At 60.7% G+C, this 11,825-nt stretch carries 18 protein-coding genes and 1 pseudogene; 5 read left to right on the top strand and 14 right to left on the bottom strand.

Features of this window, described 5'->3' with window-relative positions; genetic code table 11:
• Positions 1-126: 126 nt before the first annotated feature.
• Complete coding sequence (locus FJU11_RS16540) at positions 127-756, bottom strand: putative metallopeptidase (RefSeq protein ID WP_141168188.1); 630 nt, start codon at positions 754-756, stop codon at positions 127-129.
• Between the two features lie 65 nt (positions 757-821).
• On the opposite strand from FJU11_RS16540, the gene FJU11_RS16535 reads away from it, so the two are divergent.
• Both FJU11_RS16535 and FJU11_RS16530 read left to right on the top strand, forming a co-directional pair.
• Positions 822-1,067, top strand: coding sequence for a BrnT family toxin (locus FJU11_RS16535; RefSeq protein ID WP_141168187.1), 246 nt, complete (start codon positions 822-824; stop codon positions 1,065-1,067).
• Positions 1,067-1,363, top strand: coding sequence for a BrnA antitoxin family protein (locus FJU11_RS16530; RefSeq protein ID WP_141168186.1), 297 nt, complete (start codon positions 1,067-1,069; stop codon positions 1,361-1,363). The genes FJU11_RS16535 and FJU11_RS16530 overlap by 1 nt, the downstream gene beginning before the upstream one ends.
• Here the strand turns inward: FJU11_RS16530 and FJU11_RS18415 are convergent, their stop codons facing one another.
• The 9 genes from FJU11_RS18415 to FJU11_RS16490 form a co-directional block, all read right to left on the bottom strand.
• Positions 1,364-1,516 carry a hypothetical protein gene (locus FJU11_RS18415; RefSeq protein WP_181408226.1) on the bottom strand — a complete coding sequence of 51 codons (153 nt, stop codon included), beginning with the start codon at positions 1,514-1,516 and terminating at the stop codon, positions 1,364-1,366.
• Positions 1,517-1,527: 11 nt separating this feature from the next.
• Positions 1,528-1,959 (bottom strand): hypothetical protein, encoded by a 432-nt coding sequence (locus FJU11_RS18675; RefSeq protein ID WP_235891083.1) that lies wholly within the window; start codon positions 1,957-1,959, stop codon positions 1,528-1,530.
• A 1,015-nt stretch (positions 1,960-2,974) separates the two neighbouring features.
• A complete protein-coding gene (locus FJU11_RS16520) occupies positions 2,975-3,814 on the bottom strand; it encodes a transcription termination/antitermination NusG family protein (protein ID WP_181408225.1) in 840 nt (279 codons plus the stop codon).
• A 61-nt stretch (positions 3,815-3,875) separates the two neighbouring features.
• Positions 3,876-4,223, bottom strand: a complete 348-nt coding sequence (locus tag FJU11_RS16515) for a hypothetical protein (RefSeq protein WP_141168184.1) — start codon at positions 4,221-4,223, stop codon at positions 3,876-3,878.
• The gene (locus tag FJU11_RS16510) at positions 4,223-6,028 is read right to left on the bottom strand and encodes an AAA family ATPase (protein ID WP_141168183.1); all 1,806 of its coding nucleotides are present in this window, start codon (positions 6,026-6,028) and stop codon (positions 4,223-4,225) included. Before FJU11_RS16510 ends, FJU11_RS16515 begins: the two co-directional genes overlap by 1 nt.
• On the bottom strand, positions 6,028-6,759 hold the full coding sequence (locus FJU11_RS16505; RefSeq protein ID WP_141168182.1) for a DUF1376 domain-containing protein: 732 nt from the start codon (positions 6,757-6,759) through the stop codon (positions 6,028-6,030). The genes FJU11_RS16510 and FJU11_RS16505 overlap by 1 nt, the downstream gene beginning before the upstream one ends.
• Positions 6,756-6,986: a hypothetical protein gene (locus tag FJU11_RS16500; RefSeq protein ID WP_141168181.1), complete on the bottom strand. Its 231-nt coding sequence runs from the start codon at positions 6,984-6,986 to the stop codon at positions 6,756-6,758. Before FJU11_RS16500 ends, FJU11_RS16505 begins: the two co-directional genes overlap by 4 nt.
• Positions 6,983-7,354, bottom strand: a complete 372-nt coding sequence (locus tag FJU11_RS16495) for a DUF1064 domain-containing protein (protein ID WP_141168180.1) — start codon at positions 7,352-7,354, stop codon at positions 6,983-6,985. The genes FJU11_RS16500 and FJU11_RS16495 overlap by 4 nt, the downstream gene beginning before the upstream one ends.
• Before the next feature lie 75 nt (positions 7,355-7,429).
• On the bottom strand, positions 7,430-7,807 hold the full coding sequence (locus tag FJU11_RS16490; protein WP_141168179.1) for a hypothetical protein: 378 nt from the start codon (positions 7,805-7,807) through the stop codon (positions 7,430-7,432).
• A 49-nt stretch (positions 7,808-7,856) separates the two neighbouring features.
• On the opposite strand from FJU11_RS16490, the gene FJU11_RS16485 reads away from it, so the two are divergent.
• On the top strand, positions 7,857-8,111 hold the full coding sequence (locus FJU11_RS16485; protein WP_141168178.1) for a hypothetical protein: 255 nt from the start codon (positions 7,857-7,859) through the stop codon (positions 8,109-8,111).
• Between the two features lie 2 nt (positions 8,112-8,113).
• On the opposite strand, the gene FJU11_RS16480 is transcribed toward FJU11_RS16485, so the two are convergent.
• From FJU11_RS16480 to FJU11_RS16465, 4 genes and pseudogenes are all read right to left on the bottom strand, one after another.
• The gene (locus FJU11_RS16480) at positions 8,114-8,809 is read right to left on the bottom strand and encodes an NERD domain-containing protein (protein ID WP_181408224.1); all 696 of its coding nucleotides are present in this window, start codon (positions 8,807-8,809) and stop codon (positions 8,114-8,116) included.
• Positions 8,810-9,004 carry a hypothetical protein gene (locus FJU11_RS16475; RefSeq protein WP_141168177.1) on the bottom strand — a complete coding sequence of 65 codons (195 nt, stop codon included), beginning with the start codon at positions 9,002-9,004 and terminating at the stop codon, positions 8,810-8,812.
• Between the two features lie 575 nt (positions 9,005-9,579).
• Positions 9,580-9,807 (bottom strand): annotated as a pseudogene (locus FJU11_RS18670) (DUF2312 domain-containing protein); the annotation flags it as partial.
• 2 nt (positions 9,808-9,809) lie between these two features.
• Positions 9,810-10,019 (bottom strand): transcriptional regulator, encoded by a 210-nt coding sequence (locus FJU11_RS16465; protein WP_141168175.1) that lies wholly within the window; start codon positions 10,017-10,019, stop codon positions 9,810-9,812.
• Between the two features lie 84 nt (positions 10,020-10,103).
• On the opposite strand from FJU11_RS16465, the gene FJU11_RS18665 reads away from it, so the two are divergent.
• Together FJU11_RS18665 and FJU11_RS16455 are read left to right on the top strand one after the other, a co-directional pair.
• Positions 10,104-10,814 (top strand): XRE family transcriptional regulator, encoded by a 711-nt coding sequence (locus FJU11_RS18665; RefSeq protein ID WP_141168174.1) that lies wholly within the window; start codon positions 10,104-10,106, stop codon positions 10,812-10,814.
• A 101-nt stretch (positions 10,815-10,915) separates the two neighbouring features.
• Positions 10,916-11,794 (top strand): hypothetical protein, encoded by an 879-nt coding sequence (locus FJU11_RS16455; protein ID WP_141168173.1) that lies wholly within the window; start codon positions 10,916-10,918, stop codon positions 11,792-11,794.
• The last annotated feature ends 31 nt before the right edge of the window (positions 11,795-11,825 follow it).

Here is an 11,825-nt window from a genome sequence, read left to right as displayed (position 1 = left end):
TTAAAGTCGCGACCGTTCCCGCAATCCGCCACGCTAACGATGAATTCTTAAGCGCGTGGGCCGAACTGGCTCGGGACGGCAGAGTATCGAATTCGGTAGATGTCGAATTTTCATGCGGCTAGCCGGTCATACAACCTTAAGGTGGCACGTCCCGCAAGCATGAGCGATATCGGCGCGCGCGACTTCGGGCCGCGCGTTCGCCGCGTCGACCATCCGCTGCACGCCGGTCGCCTCTGAACCATATCTGCGCACCACGCCGACGAACTCCTCGACGTCATGACCGCGGATGACGAAGGCCGGTAGACCGTTCTGCCTGAACTTAGGCATTCCGAACGCATCGACATCCTGCGCAGCGTGGTAAAGCTCATGCTCAACCAATGCGCAGAACGATGCGTCATCAACCTGGCCGGCGTAGTGAGCGTGGAACGTCAGGATGAAGTCCGGGACCTCGCCGAACCATTCCGTGATCTGCTGTTCCGCGCGAGCCTTTGCCCACTTCCCCATAGCCCGCGGCGTGCCGAGCTCGCACTGACCGACAATCCGCCGGCCGTTCTTCGCATGCTCCACGTTCGTCCAGAGGATCCCGATCGACGCATCCAGTAGGTGGCCGTGTTCAGGATTGTGGAGCGGGGCGTCGTCCCCGATAAAAGTCGATCGCGCCCATGCGAGCAATTCGGACGACGGCTCAAAGCGCGGCTCGAGATCTTCGACCAATTCCGCAGACGGCAAAGGGCGCTGTTTGTCGTTGAGCGCCATGCTATTCCCTATTTCCGTGTACGATTATTATCGACACGCCCATGTTTTCCGTGTACGAATAATACATGATGATCGTATGGGACGAACCGAAGCGCCGGGCCAACATTACCAAGCACGGCTTGGACTTCGCGTCGCTCACCGTCGAGTTCTTCGAGGAAGCCGTGATCCTGCCGGCAAAGCGCGGTCGGCTTCAGGCGATCGGCCACCTCGCCGACGGCACGGTCGTCGTGATCTTCGTTACCCTCGGCTCGGAAGCGCTTTCGGTGATCTCCATGCGCCCGGCCAGCAAGGATGAAAGGAGCCTGATCTGATGGCTATTCGGTTCAAGGCGGAGGATGCCGCCGAAAAAGGCTACACCAAGGCCGACTGGGACGAGGTGTCCGACAACCCGCCGATCACCGAGGATCGCATGAAGGAGGCGAAGTCCTTCAAGGAAGCGCTGCCCGATCTGCACGAAAGCATTCAGCGCTCGCGCGGCCGGCCGAAGAAGGCGCACCCAAAGGCTGCCGTTACCCTGCGCTTGGATCCTCGTGTCGTGGAGCGGTTCAAGGCGGGCGGCGGCGACTGGCGTGCTCGGATGGTCGAGGCGATCGAAAAGGCTGGCTGATCAGCCGAGGAACGCCGCACCCTCTCGCGTCTCGTCGAAGAAGAACCAGGCGTCAGAGATCCGAACCATCAGCCGGTCATCCGGCGATACCGCGATCTTGTCCACGGTGCCGGATACAGACCCGTCGTGGTTGATGAGGTGCTTGCCGATCATGGCTCTTGCTCCTACTCGCGAATGTCGTCGTAGCTGCGATCGCGCGGCGCCTGATCATGCGGGCCGCTGGCGAAGACCACCGTGTCAATGTCAGCGATCTCGCGCTGCGCTCGCTTATCCCATCCGCGGTGGATGAAGTCGGGCTCACCCCATACACGGCAGGCGCTCAGGTACTCGTCGCCGCGGAAGCCGACGAAGTGGACAGCCCGACGGGCGCTCTTGCTCTTGATGGGCGCGTGGTCAAACGTCTTGAGACGCTCAATTTGAGGGTAGGCACCAGAAAATGTCATTTTGGACAGACAAATCTGACGATGAAATTTTTCGAACGCCAGGAGAACAGCCGGGATCGCAAGCTTCTTACGAGCGAGACATTGAGATAAAGCGGCGGACGTTTCATCAGCAGCAAAAACTGCTTCTGTGCCAGATACAGTCTTACGAAGCACAACGCGACGCGTACCGTCTGCAAAAAGAAGCGATCCAGGCGCAGAAAGATGCGGTCAGAGAGATGCGCGTTCAATCGCGCCGAATGGCGTGGTCTGTTGTCGGCATCTTCGTTAGCGCCCTCATGACGCTTGCTTCAGCATGGTTGCACTCGTGATGTGCGAAGCTCGCCGAGCCTGAACCCGACGAGCGCAACTCGTGCAAGCCGTGCACTAGTTCGAATTCTTTGCAGAAAACGAAAAGAAGTCCCACGCTGACCTACCGCGCCGTTACACTGGTGACGGGCAGTGGGTGGATTGAAACGATGAATGACCATCGGTCAAACCAACAGCCATTCCGTCCCCCACCTCACGCTATGCGGCCACTACGCTGGGCAGTGGATAAGGTGAGGGAGTTTGGCTCATCGTGCGGAACGATGGCGAGGTCGCCTGAATCCCAATACCAACCACTCCGGCCGGTCACCTCGGCAACTCGTTGACGGTCAACGTGGCAAAGGCAATTTTCAGCGACTTCGGCATCGGACAAATAACCATCTGGCGTCTCCATCTCATGGAGCGTGTTCACGTACCGCGCCTGCGCCTCGCCGAGAACACGGACGAGGTCCGCCCCGCAGTCGCAATATTCGCCGTCAATGATCCATTCGCTACACACAACGCACCTCTACGCCGCATTGTGCGGCTTGTGGTCGAGACGGAATGCTTGACCGCACGAGCCTCGCCTTTCGCTTCTCCGAATATCACTCCGGGTAATGCGCCGTCTCGATATGGTCGGGAAGATGGGTCGCAACCCCCAAGGGCGGCCTCTGTACGTGACCACAAGGCCCGCCTTAATGTCACCTCAGCGCGTTCACTGCGCCGCTTCCCGATCTCTTTGCCGTCGCCTGTCTGGCGCTGACTGAATTTTCTGAAGACATAAACCGCCATGTGCGGAGTGGCGAAAACTCTCCGCGAAGGGCCGGCGGGAGCTTGTCCGCTGCAGAACACCCTGTGATCGCCTGCAAATCAGTTGCGTGACAAACTACGCGACGCGCTGCATTCCGTCAACATTGAGTTCGATTGTTCCCAGATTGGCGAGACGGTCGAGGGCGATCTGCACCGTGCGCCGGCCGGTAGTGCGGATGACACGACCCGCCTCGCCCTTCAGGAAGCCGTCGGTGATCTCGATCGGCGTGCCGTGCGGGAAGTGCTTCGAAAGCCGCTTCTGCGTCAGGCGATCCTTGTCCGCGCGCCGCTGTATCCGCTGCAGGGCGAGCTCGTTGAAGATCGCCGTTTCCGCCTGCCGAATGATCTCGACCTCTGCGTCTGCCATGGTGAGCGGGCGGCCCTGCACACCGATGATGCCGCCGATCGTCTTCACCTCGGACAGCGCCCAGAAATTCTGAACGTTCGCGAGGAACACGTAGCCATGCACGAGGGGCCGGCGCTTCTGCATCAGCTTCTTGGATCGGTGGTGAACCTGGTCCCACACCTCCATGGGCAGGTAGAAGTCGAAGCCAGCTTCCATCAGATCCCGCTCGACGCGAAAGAAGCGCTTATCCTCTGCGGCCTCGCGCATCCCGATCGGCCGGGTGCGGGCCACGTACCACGTCGGAATTTCAGTTTGATCCGTCATGCCCTCGCCTTCCTTCGTTCCACCGCCACATGCTTTGTCGCGCCGCGCTGTTTGACGATCGGCTCGGCAAACAGCGCTTCCGCTGCCGATCGCTCCGAACCCGCCTTCGGACCGCTGCGCACCATCGCCCGCTCCTCGATCTTCCGCATGACACGCCACGCCGCGCATTCCGCCTCTGCCGCCGACCGGAACCGCACCTCGTCGCCATCCGCGCGCGTGCGCACCACGAAATGCTCGCTGCGCCATGACAGGCGGAACCATCCTCGATACCCACCGTGGACCGGCTCGGCGTATGCCTCTGCCTGGTTCATGCGGCCTCCGCTTCGGCATCTGTGCGCTCGAGCTTGAAATACCCCTTGTTCGCCTGCCCGCCCTTAGATCGCGAAATGGTCCAGCCGTGCGGACGAAGGATCTTGCGGATGGCCGTCATCGTGACCGCCAGGCTCAAGCGGGCGTTCTCCGGCTCCCGTGCGCCGCCATACATCGCGTTCATCAGCGTTTCGGCAGAGACCATCCGCGGATATGCCGAGATCAGCCGGCGGACGATCGACTTGCGGGTGTACGAGAGTGGCGCGTCTTCCAAAGCCTCAACCTCGACCTTGTCGACCGGCTTGCCGCAGCATGGGCATGTCGGGGGTTCAATCTGGGTATCCATCACGCGACCCTTTCCTGTTGCCCGCGCCCGATGAAGCTGCGGCGCCATTGCGCTTTGTCGGGTGTCGATTGGTATTGGTAGGTGTCCTGGTCGAACCACAGGCCGACCTTGCCTTCGAAGTCGCCGTTGCGCTGCTTGGCGACGTTGACGATGACGCCGGGCTTGTCGCTTTCGTCTGCGCCCTCGCCGCCTTTGCGGATATCCTCTTCACGCTGCCGATCGCGCCAGATCGTGAGAATATTGAAAGCGTTGGAGCCGATCTCCGATGCGCCTTTGACGTCTTCGAGGGAAGGAGCGCCGCCGCCCTTCTCACCTTTGCGGGCATGAGCGACGAGATGAACGTGGACGGCCTTCTCGACCGCCCAATCGACGATCTGGAACACCGCCTTTTCCTGGCCGACATAGTCGTCTGACGCGACGCCCATGCGCATGAGGCTGTCGATGACGAACTGGTCGCAGGCGTACTTTGCGCGGGCGTACTCGAACACTTCGAGGAGCGCCTGGACGCCTGCCTTGCCGACCCGCTCGTAGATCAGGAGACCGGGGTCGAGGTAGTTGAGACACTGCCGGATGAACGGCTCGGTCGGCCGATCCACGCCCCCCGTCTGCTTGACCATACGGCGCAAAGTCTGCTCGCCCTTCATCTCTAGACTGGCGACGCAAACCCGGCTGCCCTCCCGCACCCAATGCGGCACGCAGTCGGAAATCATCTGGCTCTTGCCGGATCCGCTGGCGCCGCTCCACAGCGTCATTTCGGCGGGCCGGAAATGCAGACGCCCGATCAGCTTGGAGTACGGCGTCGAGAAGCCCTCGCGCTCCTCATGGGCCGGCCAGAACAGATGTACGACCTTGTCGTGGTAGTCGCTGGCGCGCCGGAGCCCTTCGGGATCCATGGTCTTGGCCGTGCGCAGCGCATCGTCCATCTCGGCTTGCGTCACGCCCTCGACGAGGCAGTCGTTCGCGTCCTTGAGCGGAAGCGCGACAACCCGGCACCTATGGCGCCCCAAGCGAGAAACGATCTCCGCGACCGCCTCCTCGCCAGTAGGGTCCATGTCCATCGACAGATAGATCGTTTCGAACCGCGCAAGCCGGTCGAACTCGTTCTCGATCCATTGCTGCTTGGCGCCCTTGCCGCCGCCGAACGGGACCGACATCGCCGCATGCCCGTAGGCCGCCCACGACATGGCGTCGATCTCGCCTTCCGTGATGATGATCTCTCGAGCGTTCGCCGGCACGGCTTGCCACCCGAAAAGGATCGGCTCGCAGTTGCCTGCGGTTGGCTTCGGGGAAGCTTTCGCCTCCGCCTTGCGTGCTTTCGCCAACGCCAGCACGCCGTCTGGCAGGATGAACGGGAACAGGATCTCGTCGCCGCGCTCGCCGATCTTGTAGGCGTCGAGCACATAGCCGGGGAGATTGCGATCGACGGTAAGGTAGTCGTGAACCTTGGCTTCCGGCTTTCGGCAGTCCGGCCGCTTGGGGCGCTGATAGGACTTCGACGGTTCCTTGAACGGCTCCGGATGCGTGACACCGAGATACGACGAGGCGTCCTTGAGAGCGTCCAGTAGCGTGCCGCCCTTCACCGCCATCCAGAGGTCGAGGAGGTCGCCCCCCTCATCGGTGGCAAAGTCCTGCCAGATGCCCGCCTTCGGGCCGCTGAGATGGACCCCAAGGGACTGGCCCTTCTCGCCGGCCGTCGAACCCGCCCGCCATTCCTGGCTTTCCTTCCGGCCGCCCGGTAGCAGCATCTCCGCAACGGCCTGCGCCCGATCGGCGAGCATGCGCTTGATCTCGACGATATCCGCCATCAGAGCACACCCGCCCAGGCATCTTCGTCCTGCCGCTTGCGCTCTTCCCGACGGCGCTCGTCAGGCATCCGGCTACGCCGATAGTCGACAGCTTTTCGAACCCAATTGCGCCACGTGGCTTGCCAATCGGCCTTCACGCCCCGCTGGCCCGGCTGCCCTACCCAGTGGTCCCGAAACTTGTCCGCCTCCCTCAGCGCGTCGGAATGCTCCAAGCCTTCACGGATCGCGACGGCCATGTCTGGGTGCCAATCATCGGGCAACCTTGATCCTCGCTTTTTGGAAGAACCGTTAGGTTCTTCTTTTACCTCTCCTCTCTTCTTCTCTTCTCTACTCTGTTCGCTTTTGCTTGAAGCAATTGCTTCATCCGGCTCGTTTGTTTTCAGAGACTTACGGCGAGCGTTCCCACTTTCGATGCCTCCCCGACGGCCAGCCGACTCGCGTTCGGCTGACAACCGGCTGCGCGCCGACACCTCGTCGAGTGCACGTCGGTTGGAAATCGAACCGTCTTCGATCGTGATCTTCTCGGCCTCGACAAGCTCGCTGACGAGCCGTTTTGCCTTCCGATCGTTGCAGCGGAGAAGGCCTGCGACCACGAACGGGTTGTTGGCGATAGCGCCGCCCGCGATATAGATCGCGTTGCAGATACGAAGGTATGCCGCCTCTTGCTCGAGCGAGAGGGTGTTCGTGCCCTCGTTCCAATCGACAGGGTTCATCTTGTACCAATCGCTCATGATGCGCGCCCCCGTGCTTGCCGGTCACCGACCGTCGGCATCTGAACCACGGTGTTGTCCGCCAGAACTTTGTCGGGGTCCGCGAACAGGTAGACGAAACGGCGCCACAGCTTGCCGGCGAGAATGCCGTCGTTCAGGTTTCGCGTGCGCTCGGCCTCGTCGCGCATGCAGACGTAGTCGTCCCAGGCGCTTTGCAGCTCATTGTCGGTTGGGAAACGTTCGGTCATGCCTTGACCACCTCCACTTCGATGCCGTGGAAAGAGCGCATCATCTTGCGCTTGATCTTGAAGACGGCCGTCTCTACGCCCTTCACGTCGATGACGCGGAAGCGGTCGGCCGTATGGTCCCAGAAAGCGAAGTCGGCCTTGTAGGTCGTGATCAAGCGCCCATCCGGGCCGATCATCGCGAAGGGTCGCTGTAGCTCGACACCGCCCACCTCGCCGGCCTTCTCGCGCTGCTTGAGGCGTGCGTAGTAGTCGCGCTCGGCTTTGCTATCGAAGCGGATGCCGTCGAGTTCGCAGCGCCGGTTACCGTACTTGCTTCGACGCTTGCCAGCTTGCGCTCGTGCCTCGGCTGCCGAGATACGCTCAGTCATCGTTCTTCCTCGTCGACAGGCGCAATCTCAGGACAGACCCATTCGGCCAGCCCGGCGGCTTTCTCCCGCAGCCACTCAGCGATCTTGAGCCGCCTCTCGAACGGCAGCCATCTGAGCAATACGGGCGGTTTCCTTCCGGTAGGCCGCATGGCGCTCCCTCGCTTGGATCACCGCGCGCATGTCTTCGATCTCGCGGTATTCGATCCGGTTGGCTTCATGGTTGAAGACGGCACGCACGCGGCGCCTGGTCCATTCAGGGCTTCGCCTGCTCAGATCCCGATAGGCACGCTCCAACATGGCCTTCACCGGCTCGCGGATACCGCGCTGCCCGATCACCTGATCCATGAGGGTTGCGGCGATATCGCCGTCCGTCTCTACGCTAGACACCTCGGTCCCCTGCTCTTCGGCCTCGGCTGAATTTTCCAAGCCCTTGGCTCGTTCTCCCACGTTCATGGGTCACTCCGTCGTTACCTTTCGAGGTGTTAGACGGAGCGACTGAAGCATGACCTTGAACCCCGATAATCCCGCCGAGCCGTTCGCCTGCCAGCTTAGTCTCGGTTGGGATTGCGGGTTGTTCCTGCTCAGCCCTGCGAACGACAATTCGACCGCCGTTTCGATCGGCGTTGCCGCGCACAGACTGATTGCGAGATTGAACGCCGACGGCGCGGTCCGCCTGGAGGGAAACGACCTCCGCGCCGCCGGCAGAAGCGCGCAAAGAGGAGAGGATCGGGCCTCTGCGCGCTGTTGGAATTTCTGATGTCATCGGCTGCTACCCTCGTCGGTAGCCGATGCGCGGGCCGATGCTACCGCCGCACTTTCTGCATCGGCCCGCTCTTCCACAATCGCAGGGTCGGCTTCGACGCACTTGCGCGCACGGAGCGTTGCGCAAACGAGACGGGTGATTTCAGCGCCGTTCTTGTGCCAGCGGATGCAATCGATGGCCTCTTCCATCGTCATCTTCGCAACACTACGCACGCCCATCGAACGACAGATTTCGTGGAGCTCATCGCGCCACAGCATCCAGATCGCATCGGAGGGCAGGCAAAGATTGCGCTTCAGCCACTTGTCCCGATCGTGCCAATCGATGCCGCAATCAACATGACCCACACGACCAACTCGCGGGTAAACCCAAACCGTTGCATGGCGAGCTTCTTTCGGAGGGAACGCTTGACCATGGGCGTCCTTCAAAAACTTCTCATGAACCGCAGCGAAAGTCCGATGCGCAACGCGTTTCATCGCGCGCACCTGATCCGGCAACCGGTCCAGCTTGTCGCGCTCGCTTTTGATTTCGACGGCGGCAATCCGGTCTTCGCCAACAACGAGAACGTCGATGCGGTTGCCGAACGACGAGGCGTTGATCTCATGGATAATGCGGCAGCCCGGAATGATCTCCCGCAGTCGCGCAACGACGGGTTCGCGGATCTCGGCCTCGGCGCTGGAACGATACGCTGGCATCTACGCACCCTCCCCCGAGCGCGCAGCGTGATGCCGCTTCGTCCGCTCGCTGCTCACCGCGTGGTAGACCGCCCCTTCCGTCGCTCCGATCTTCACCGCGATGTCGTAGGTATCCATGCCGCGATCGCGCATGAGGTCGAGCGCGTAGGCGCGGTCGATATGGCCGAGTGCTGTCTTAAGGCGGATGTTGCTCATGCCGGCACCGCCTTCGCCTTGGCTTCCTGCCAGAGCCGAGATTGCTCATCCTTCGGCCGCTGCGCCCATGCCATGATGCATTCGTGGCAGGTGTTGTAGGAATGCGCGTACTGGCAGGCATCCGGCGTCTGGCAGCGCGGGTTTTCGAATTGAGGTGCATGGTTCTCTCCCCCCTGCGAAGTCACCGCTTTGTGGGGGCCTTCGGCTACGGTTTCGCCGGGGAGCGGTCCCACTCCGCTCTTCGTTGCCGTTTCCGGCTGATTGGTGGCGGCATCCTCCGATTGGATGCTTTCGGTCTTCGGCATTTCGCCGGACCCGGCCTGGCAAGCGCTGAACCCGCTCGCCATTTTTGCGCCATCGGCATCGGGGGTTGGTACGCTCGGTTCGCCGCCGGGAACCGCCGAAAGGTGCGGGCCGGTCGAAATGGGTGCTGCGCTTTCATCGGGCTCGTGCGCAGCGGACGAGTGGAGGCCGGATGTCGAGTCCGGGTCCGATTCCTTGATTTCGCCTGTCTCGGCGTCGTGCCCCGGCGTTTCCTCTCGCGAGTGCACGGGCACGCCCGCGTGAGAGCCGTGGCCGAGAGCGTGCATGTAGGTGTCGAACAACGCGTCGTTCTCGTCGCGCTCGCTCGGGTCGAGCTTTCGCGCCGCCACGACCTTGCGCATGATCTTCGCGTCGAAGCCCTGCCCCTTGGCTTCCTTGTAGATGTCCGACTTGTCGGAGTTCAGATCGCGGATCTCTTCCTCGAGGCGTTCGATGCGCTCGATGAAAGATCGCAGATGATCGCCGGCGAGGTTGCTCATTGCTACACCGCCTGCTCGGTCTCGGAAGGACCGTAAATGTCAGGTCTTAGCTCGTGGCGTGAGATACCCGTAACTGCCTCGACATTCAGTACGCGCTCGGCCGGCACGCGCCGCCATTGCCCGATCGCTTGAGGTGAAATGTTGCCGAGCGCTTTCGCGAGACCGGTGTTACCGCCCGCCTTCAGCTTCGCGATGCAAAGAGCGTTTTCCATGCTTTCATTTGAAAGCACAGCTTTCTATATTTTGCAAGCATCTCTTTCGGTGAAAGCGCGCCTTTCTTCCTGCATGGTTGCAGCATGAGCCAGCCGCCGAAAGACAAAGAGCGCGGGAAGCGCATCCGCTACGTGCGCAAAGATGTTTTGAAAATTCGCTCGCAAGAGGAGTTTGCAAAACGAGTGGGAAACGGCGTCACGCGCGGCGCTGTCGGGAATTGGGAACTCGGCGGCGGCATCGACAGCGCGAATTTACGGACGATCAGTTCGCTATCGGGTGTAAGTCTGGATTGGCTTTACAACGGCACTGGCGACACCCCGCCGGTAGCTGCCAAGTCCGCAACGAAACACAGCGACATTTTCACACCCGACCCAATCCCGGGCAAGGAGCTCGTGGGCCGCACCATGTTGCCGGTCTATGCTGCAGCGATGGGCGGCGAAGGCCACGTCATCATCACCTTCGATGCGATCGACCACGTTAAGCGGCCGGCAATCCTCGAGAACGTCAAAGGCGGCTACGGCCTGCTGCTGACCGGCGAGAGCATGGTGCCGGCGTTCTGGCCTGGCGACACGGCGCTCGTGAACCCTCACTTACCGCCGGCGCGCCAGAAGAACCATGTACTCTACCACACACCGCCGAACGGCCAGGAGTCTGAGGCGATCGTCAAGCAATTGAACGGCTGGACCGATCAGGAATGGCACCTTCAGCAGTACAACCCGCTGAAGGAGTACAGTGAGTTCCGCAAGGAATGGCCGGTCTGTCATCGAGTTGTCGGGAAATACGACGCGCGATGACCCCTGCCCGGTTCACCGAATGCTTGGGGAGGGAGTGACGCTTCGGAGGAAGAGCGGCCGCGGTCGCTGAAGGGGAAGAGGCCAAGGCAGCAGGAGGGGAAATGACAGAGAGCTTAATGACATCTGCGCCGCCAGAACCGGGCGCGTTAAGCCTTTATTTCGATCTAAGGGATGGCGAAAAAGCCGATTTGGAAGTCGTTGCCGCGGCCGCGATAAAATGGGTCGAAACGCTGCGCGCCGCCGCACGAGAGATTGACCCTGAAGCGACTGTGAAGATTGATCTTCTAAACGCCGAAGAAGGCAGTCTCCGTTTAAATACTATACTAGAATGGCTTGAAATACATGCCGCGCGTATTGAGGATGGATATGGCCAGTATCCGCGATTAAGAAAGCTTGCCATCGCCGCGGCGGTGTTTGTTCCAATTTCCGGTGTGCCGACATACGACTTTTATTTTGGAGACCACGTAGTCAATCTATCCCAAGAAGATAGAGAGCGATTAGATGAATTGACGGAGCAAACGGCAAATAAGCCATCGGTTGCCACGCCGCGGAGGGACTTTTTCAATCTTCTAGAGAAAGATCCTAGCATCAAAGGGGTCGGTGCATCCGAAAGCCCGAACATCAAGCCCACCATCATTATTCCGAGCAACGAATTTGCTGAACGCGGCGGATTGTGGGATCTTCAGGATGATGCCGTAAACGAAGGTCAAAAGAGAACAATAGAAGAGACCGTTGACGTCACCCTGATTTCGCCGGTTCTGTTGAGAACACCGAGAACTTGGAAATTCCAGCCTGCTAACGGCATGCCTGAGTTCACTGCGAAGATGGCAGACGAACGATTTTTAGAGGCAATTGACCGGGAGCATGTCGAGGTTCGCCTGAAGACTGGAATTGAAATGCGCTTGCGGTTAAGCGTGGTTCTAGAGCGTGATCCGAGCTTCGTGAATCGGTCCAGGATTCCGTCTGCCGCTGTTTTCTGATTCAAGCTTCTGGCCGGATGGGAGGCTGGTG

This window comes from Pararhizobium mangrovi (assembly GCF_006516965.1).
Classification (GTDB): domain Bacteria; phylum Pseudomonadota; class Alphaproteobacteria; order Rhizobiales; family Rhizobiaceae; genus Pararhizobium_B; species Pararhizobium_B mangrovi.
Note: the sequence above shows the minus strand (reverse complement) of the source record. Positions and strands in the feature narration are given on the sequence as shown.

Coding starts and splice junctions, on each gene's coding strand:
- FJU11_RS16515 (WP_141168184.1), bottom strand. CDS start 4,223: ATGGATACCCAGATTGAACCCCCGACATGCCCATGCTGCGGCAAGCCG.
- FJU11_RS16505 (WP_141168182.1), bottom strand. CDS start 6,759: ATGAGCGATTGGTACAAGATGAACCCTGTCGATTGGAACGAGGGCACG.
- FJU11_RS16500 (WP_141168181.1), bottom strand. CDS start 6,986: ATGACCGAACGTTTCCCAACCGACAATGAGCTGCAAAGCGCCTGGGAC.
- FJU11_RS16480 (WP_181408224.1), bottom strand. CDS start 8,809: ATGCCAGCGTATCGTTCCAGCGCCGAGGCCGAGATCCGCGAACCCGTC.
- FJU11_RS18415 (WP_181408226.1), bottom strand. CDS start 1,516: ATGATCGGCAAGCACCTCATCAACCACGACGGGTCTGTATCCGGCACC.
- FJU11_RS16535 (WP_141168187.1), top strand. CDS start 822: ATGATGATCGTATGGGACGAACCGAAGCGCCGGGCCAACATTACCAAG.
- FJU11_RS16530 (WP_141168186.1), top strand. CDS start 1,067: ATGGCTATTCGGTTCAAGGCGGAGGATGCCGCCGAAAAAGGCTACACC.
- FJU11_RS16540 (WP_141168188.1), bottom strand. CDS start 756: ATGGCGCTCAACGACAAACAGCGCCCTTTGCCGTCTGCGGAATTGGTC.
- FJU11_RS16495 (WP_141168180.1), bottom strand. CDS start 7,354: ATGACTGAGCGTATCTCGGCAGCCGAGGCACGAGCGCAAGCTGGCAAG.
- FJU11_RS18665 (WP_141168174.1), top strand. CDS start 10,104: ATGAGCCAGCCGCCGAAAGACAAAGAGCGCGGGAAGCGCATCCGCTAC.
- FJU11_RS16520 (WP_181408225.1), bottom strand. CDS start 3,814: ATGGCGCAGCGAGCATTTCGTGGTGCGCACGCGCGCGGATGGCGACGA.
- FJU11_RS16485 (WP_141168178.1), top strand. CDS start 7,857: ATGACCTTGAACCCCGATAATCCCGCCGAGCCGTTCGCCTGCCAGCTT.
- FJU11_RS16475 (WP_141168177.1), bottom strand. CDS start 9,004: ATGAGCAACATCCGCCTTAAGACAGCACTCGGCCATATCGACCGCGCC.
- FJU11_RS16490 (WP_141168179.1), bottom strand. CDS start 7,807: ATGAACGTGGGAGAACGAGCCAAGGGCTTGGAAAATTCAGCCGAGGCC.
- FJU11_RS16510 (WP_141168183.1), bottom strand. CDS start 6,028: ATGGCGGATATCGTCGAGATCAAGCGCATGCTCGCCGATCGGGCGCAG.
- FJU11_RS16455 (WP_141168173.1), top strand. CDS start 10,916: ATGACAGAGAGCTTAATGACATCTGCGCCGCCAGAACCGGGCGCGTTA.
- FJU11_RS16465 (WP_141168175.1), bottom strand. CDS start 10,019: ATGGAAAACGCTCTTTGCATCGCGAAGCTGAAGGCGGGCGGTAACACC.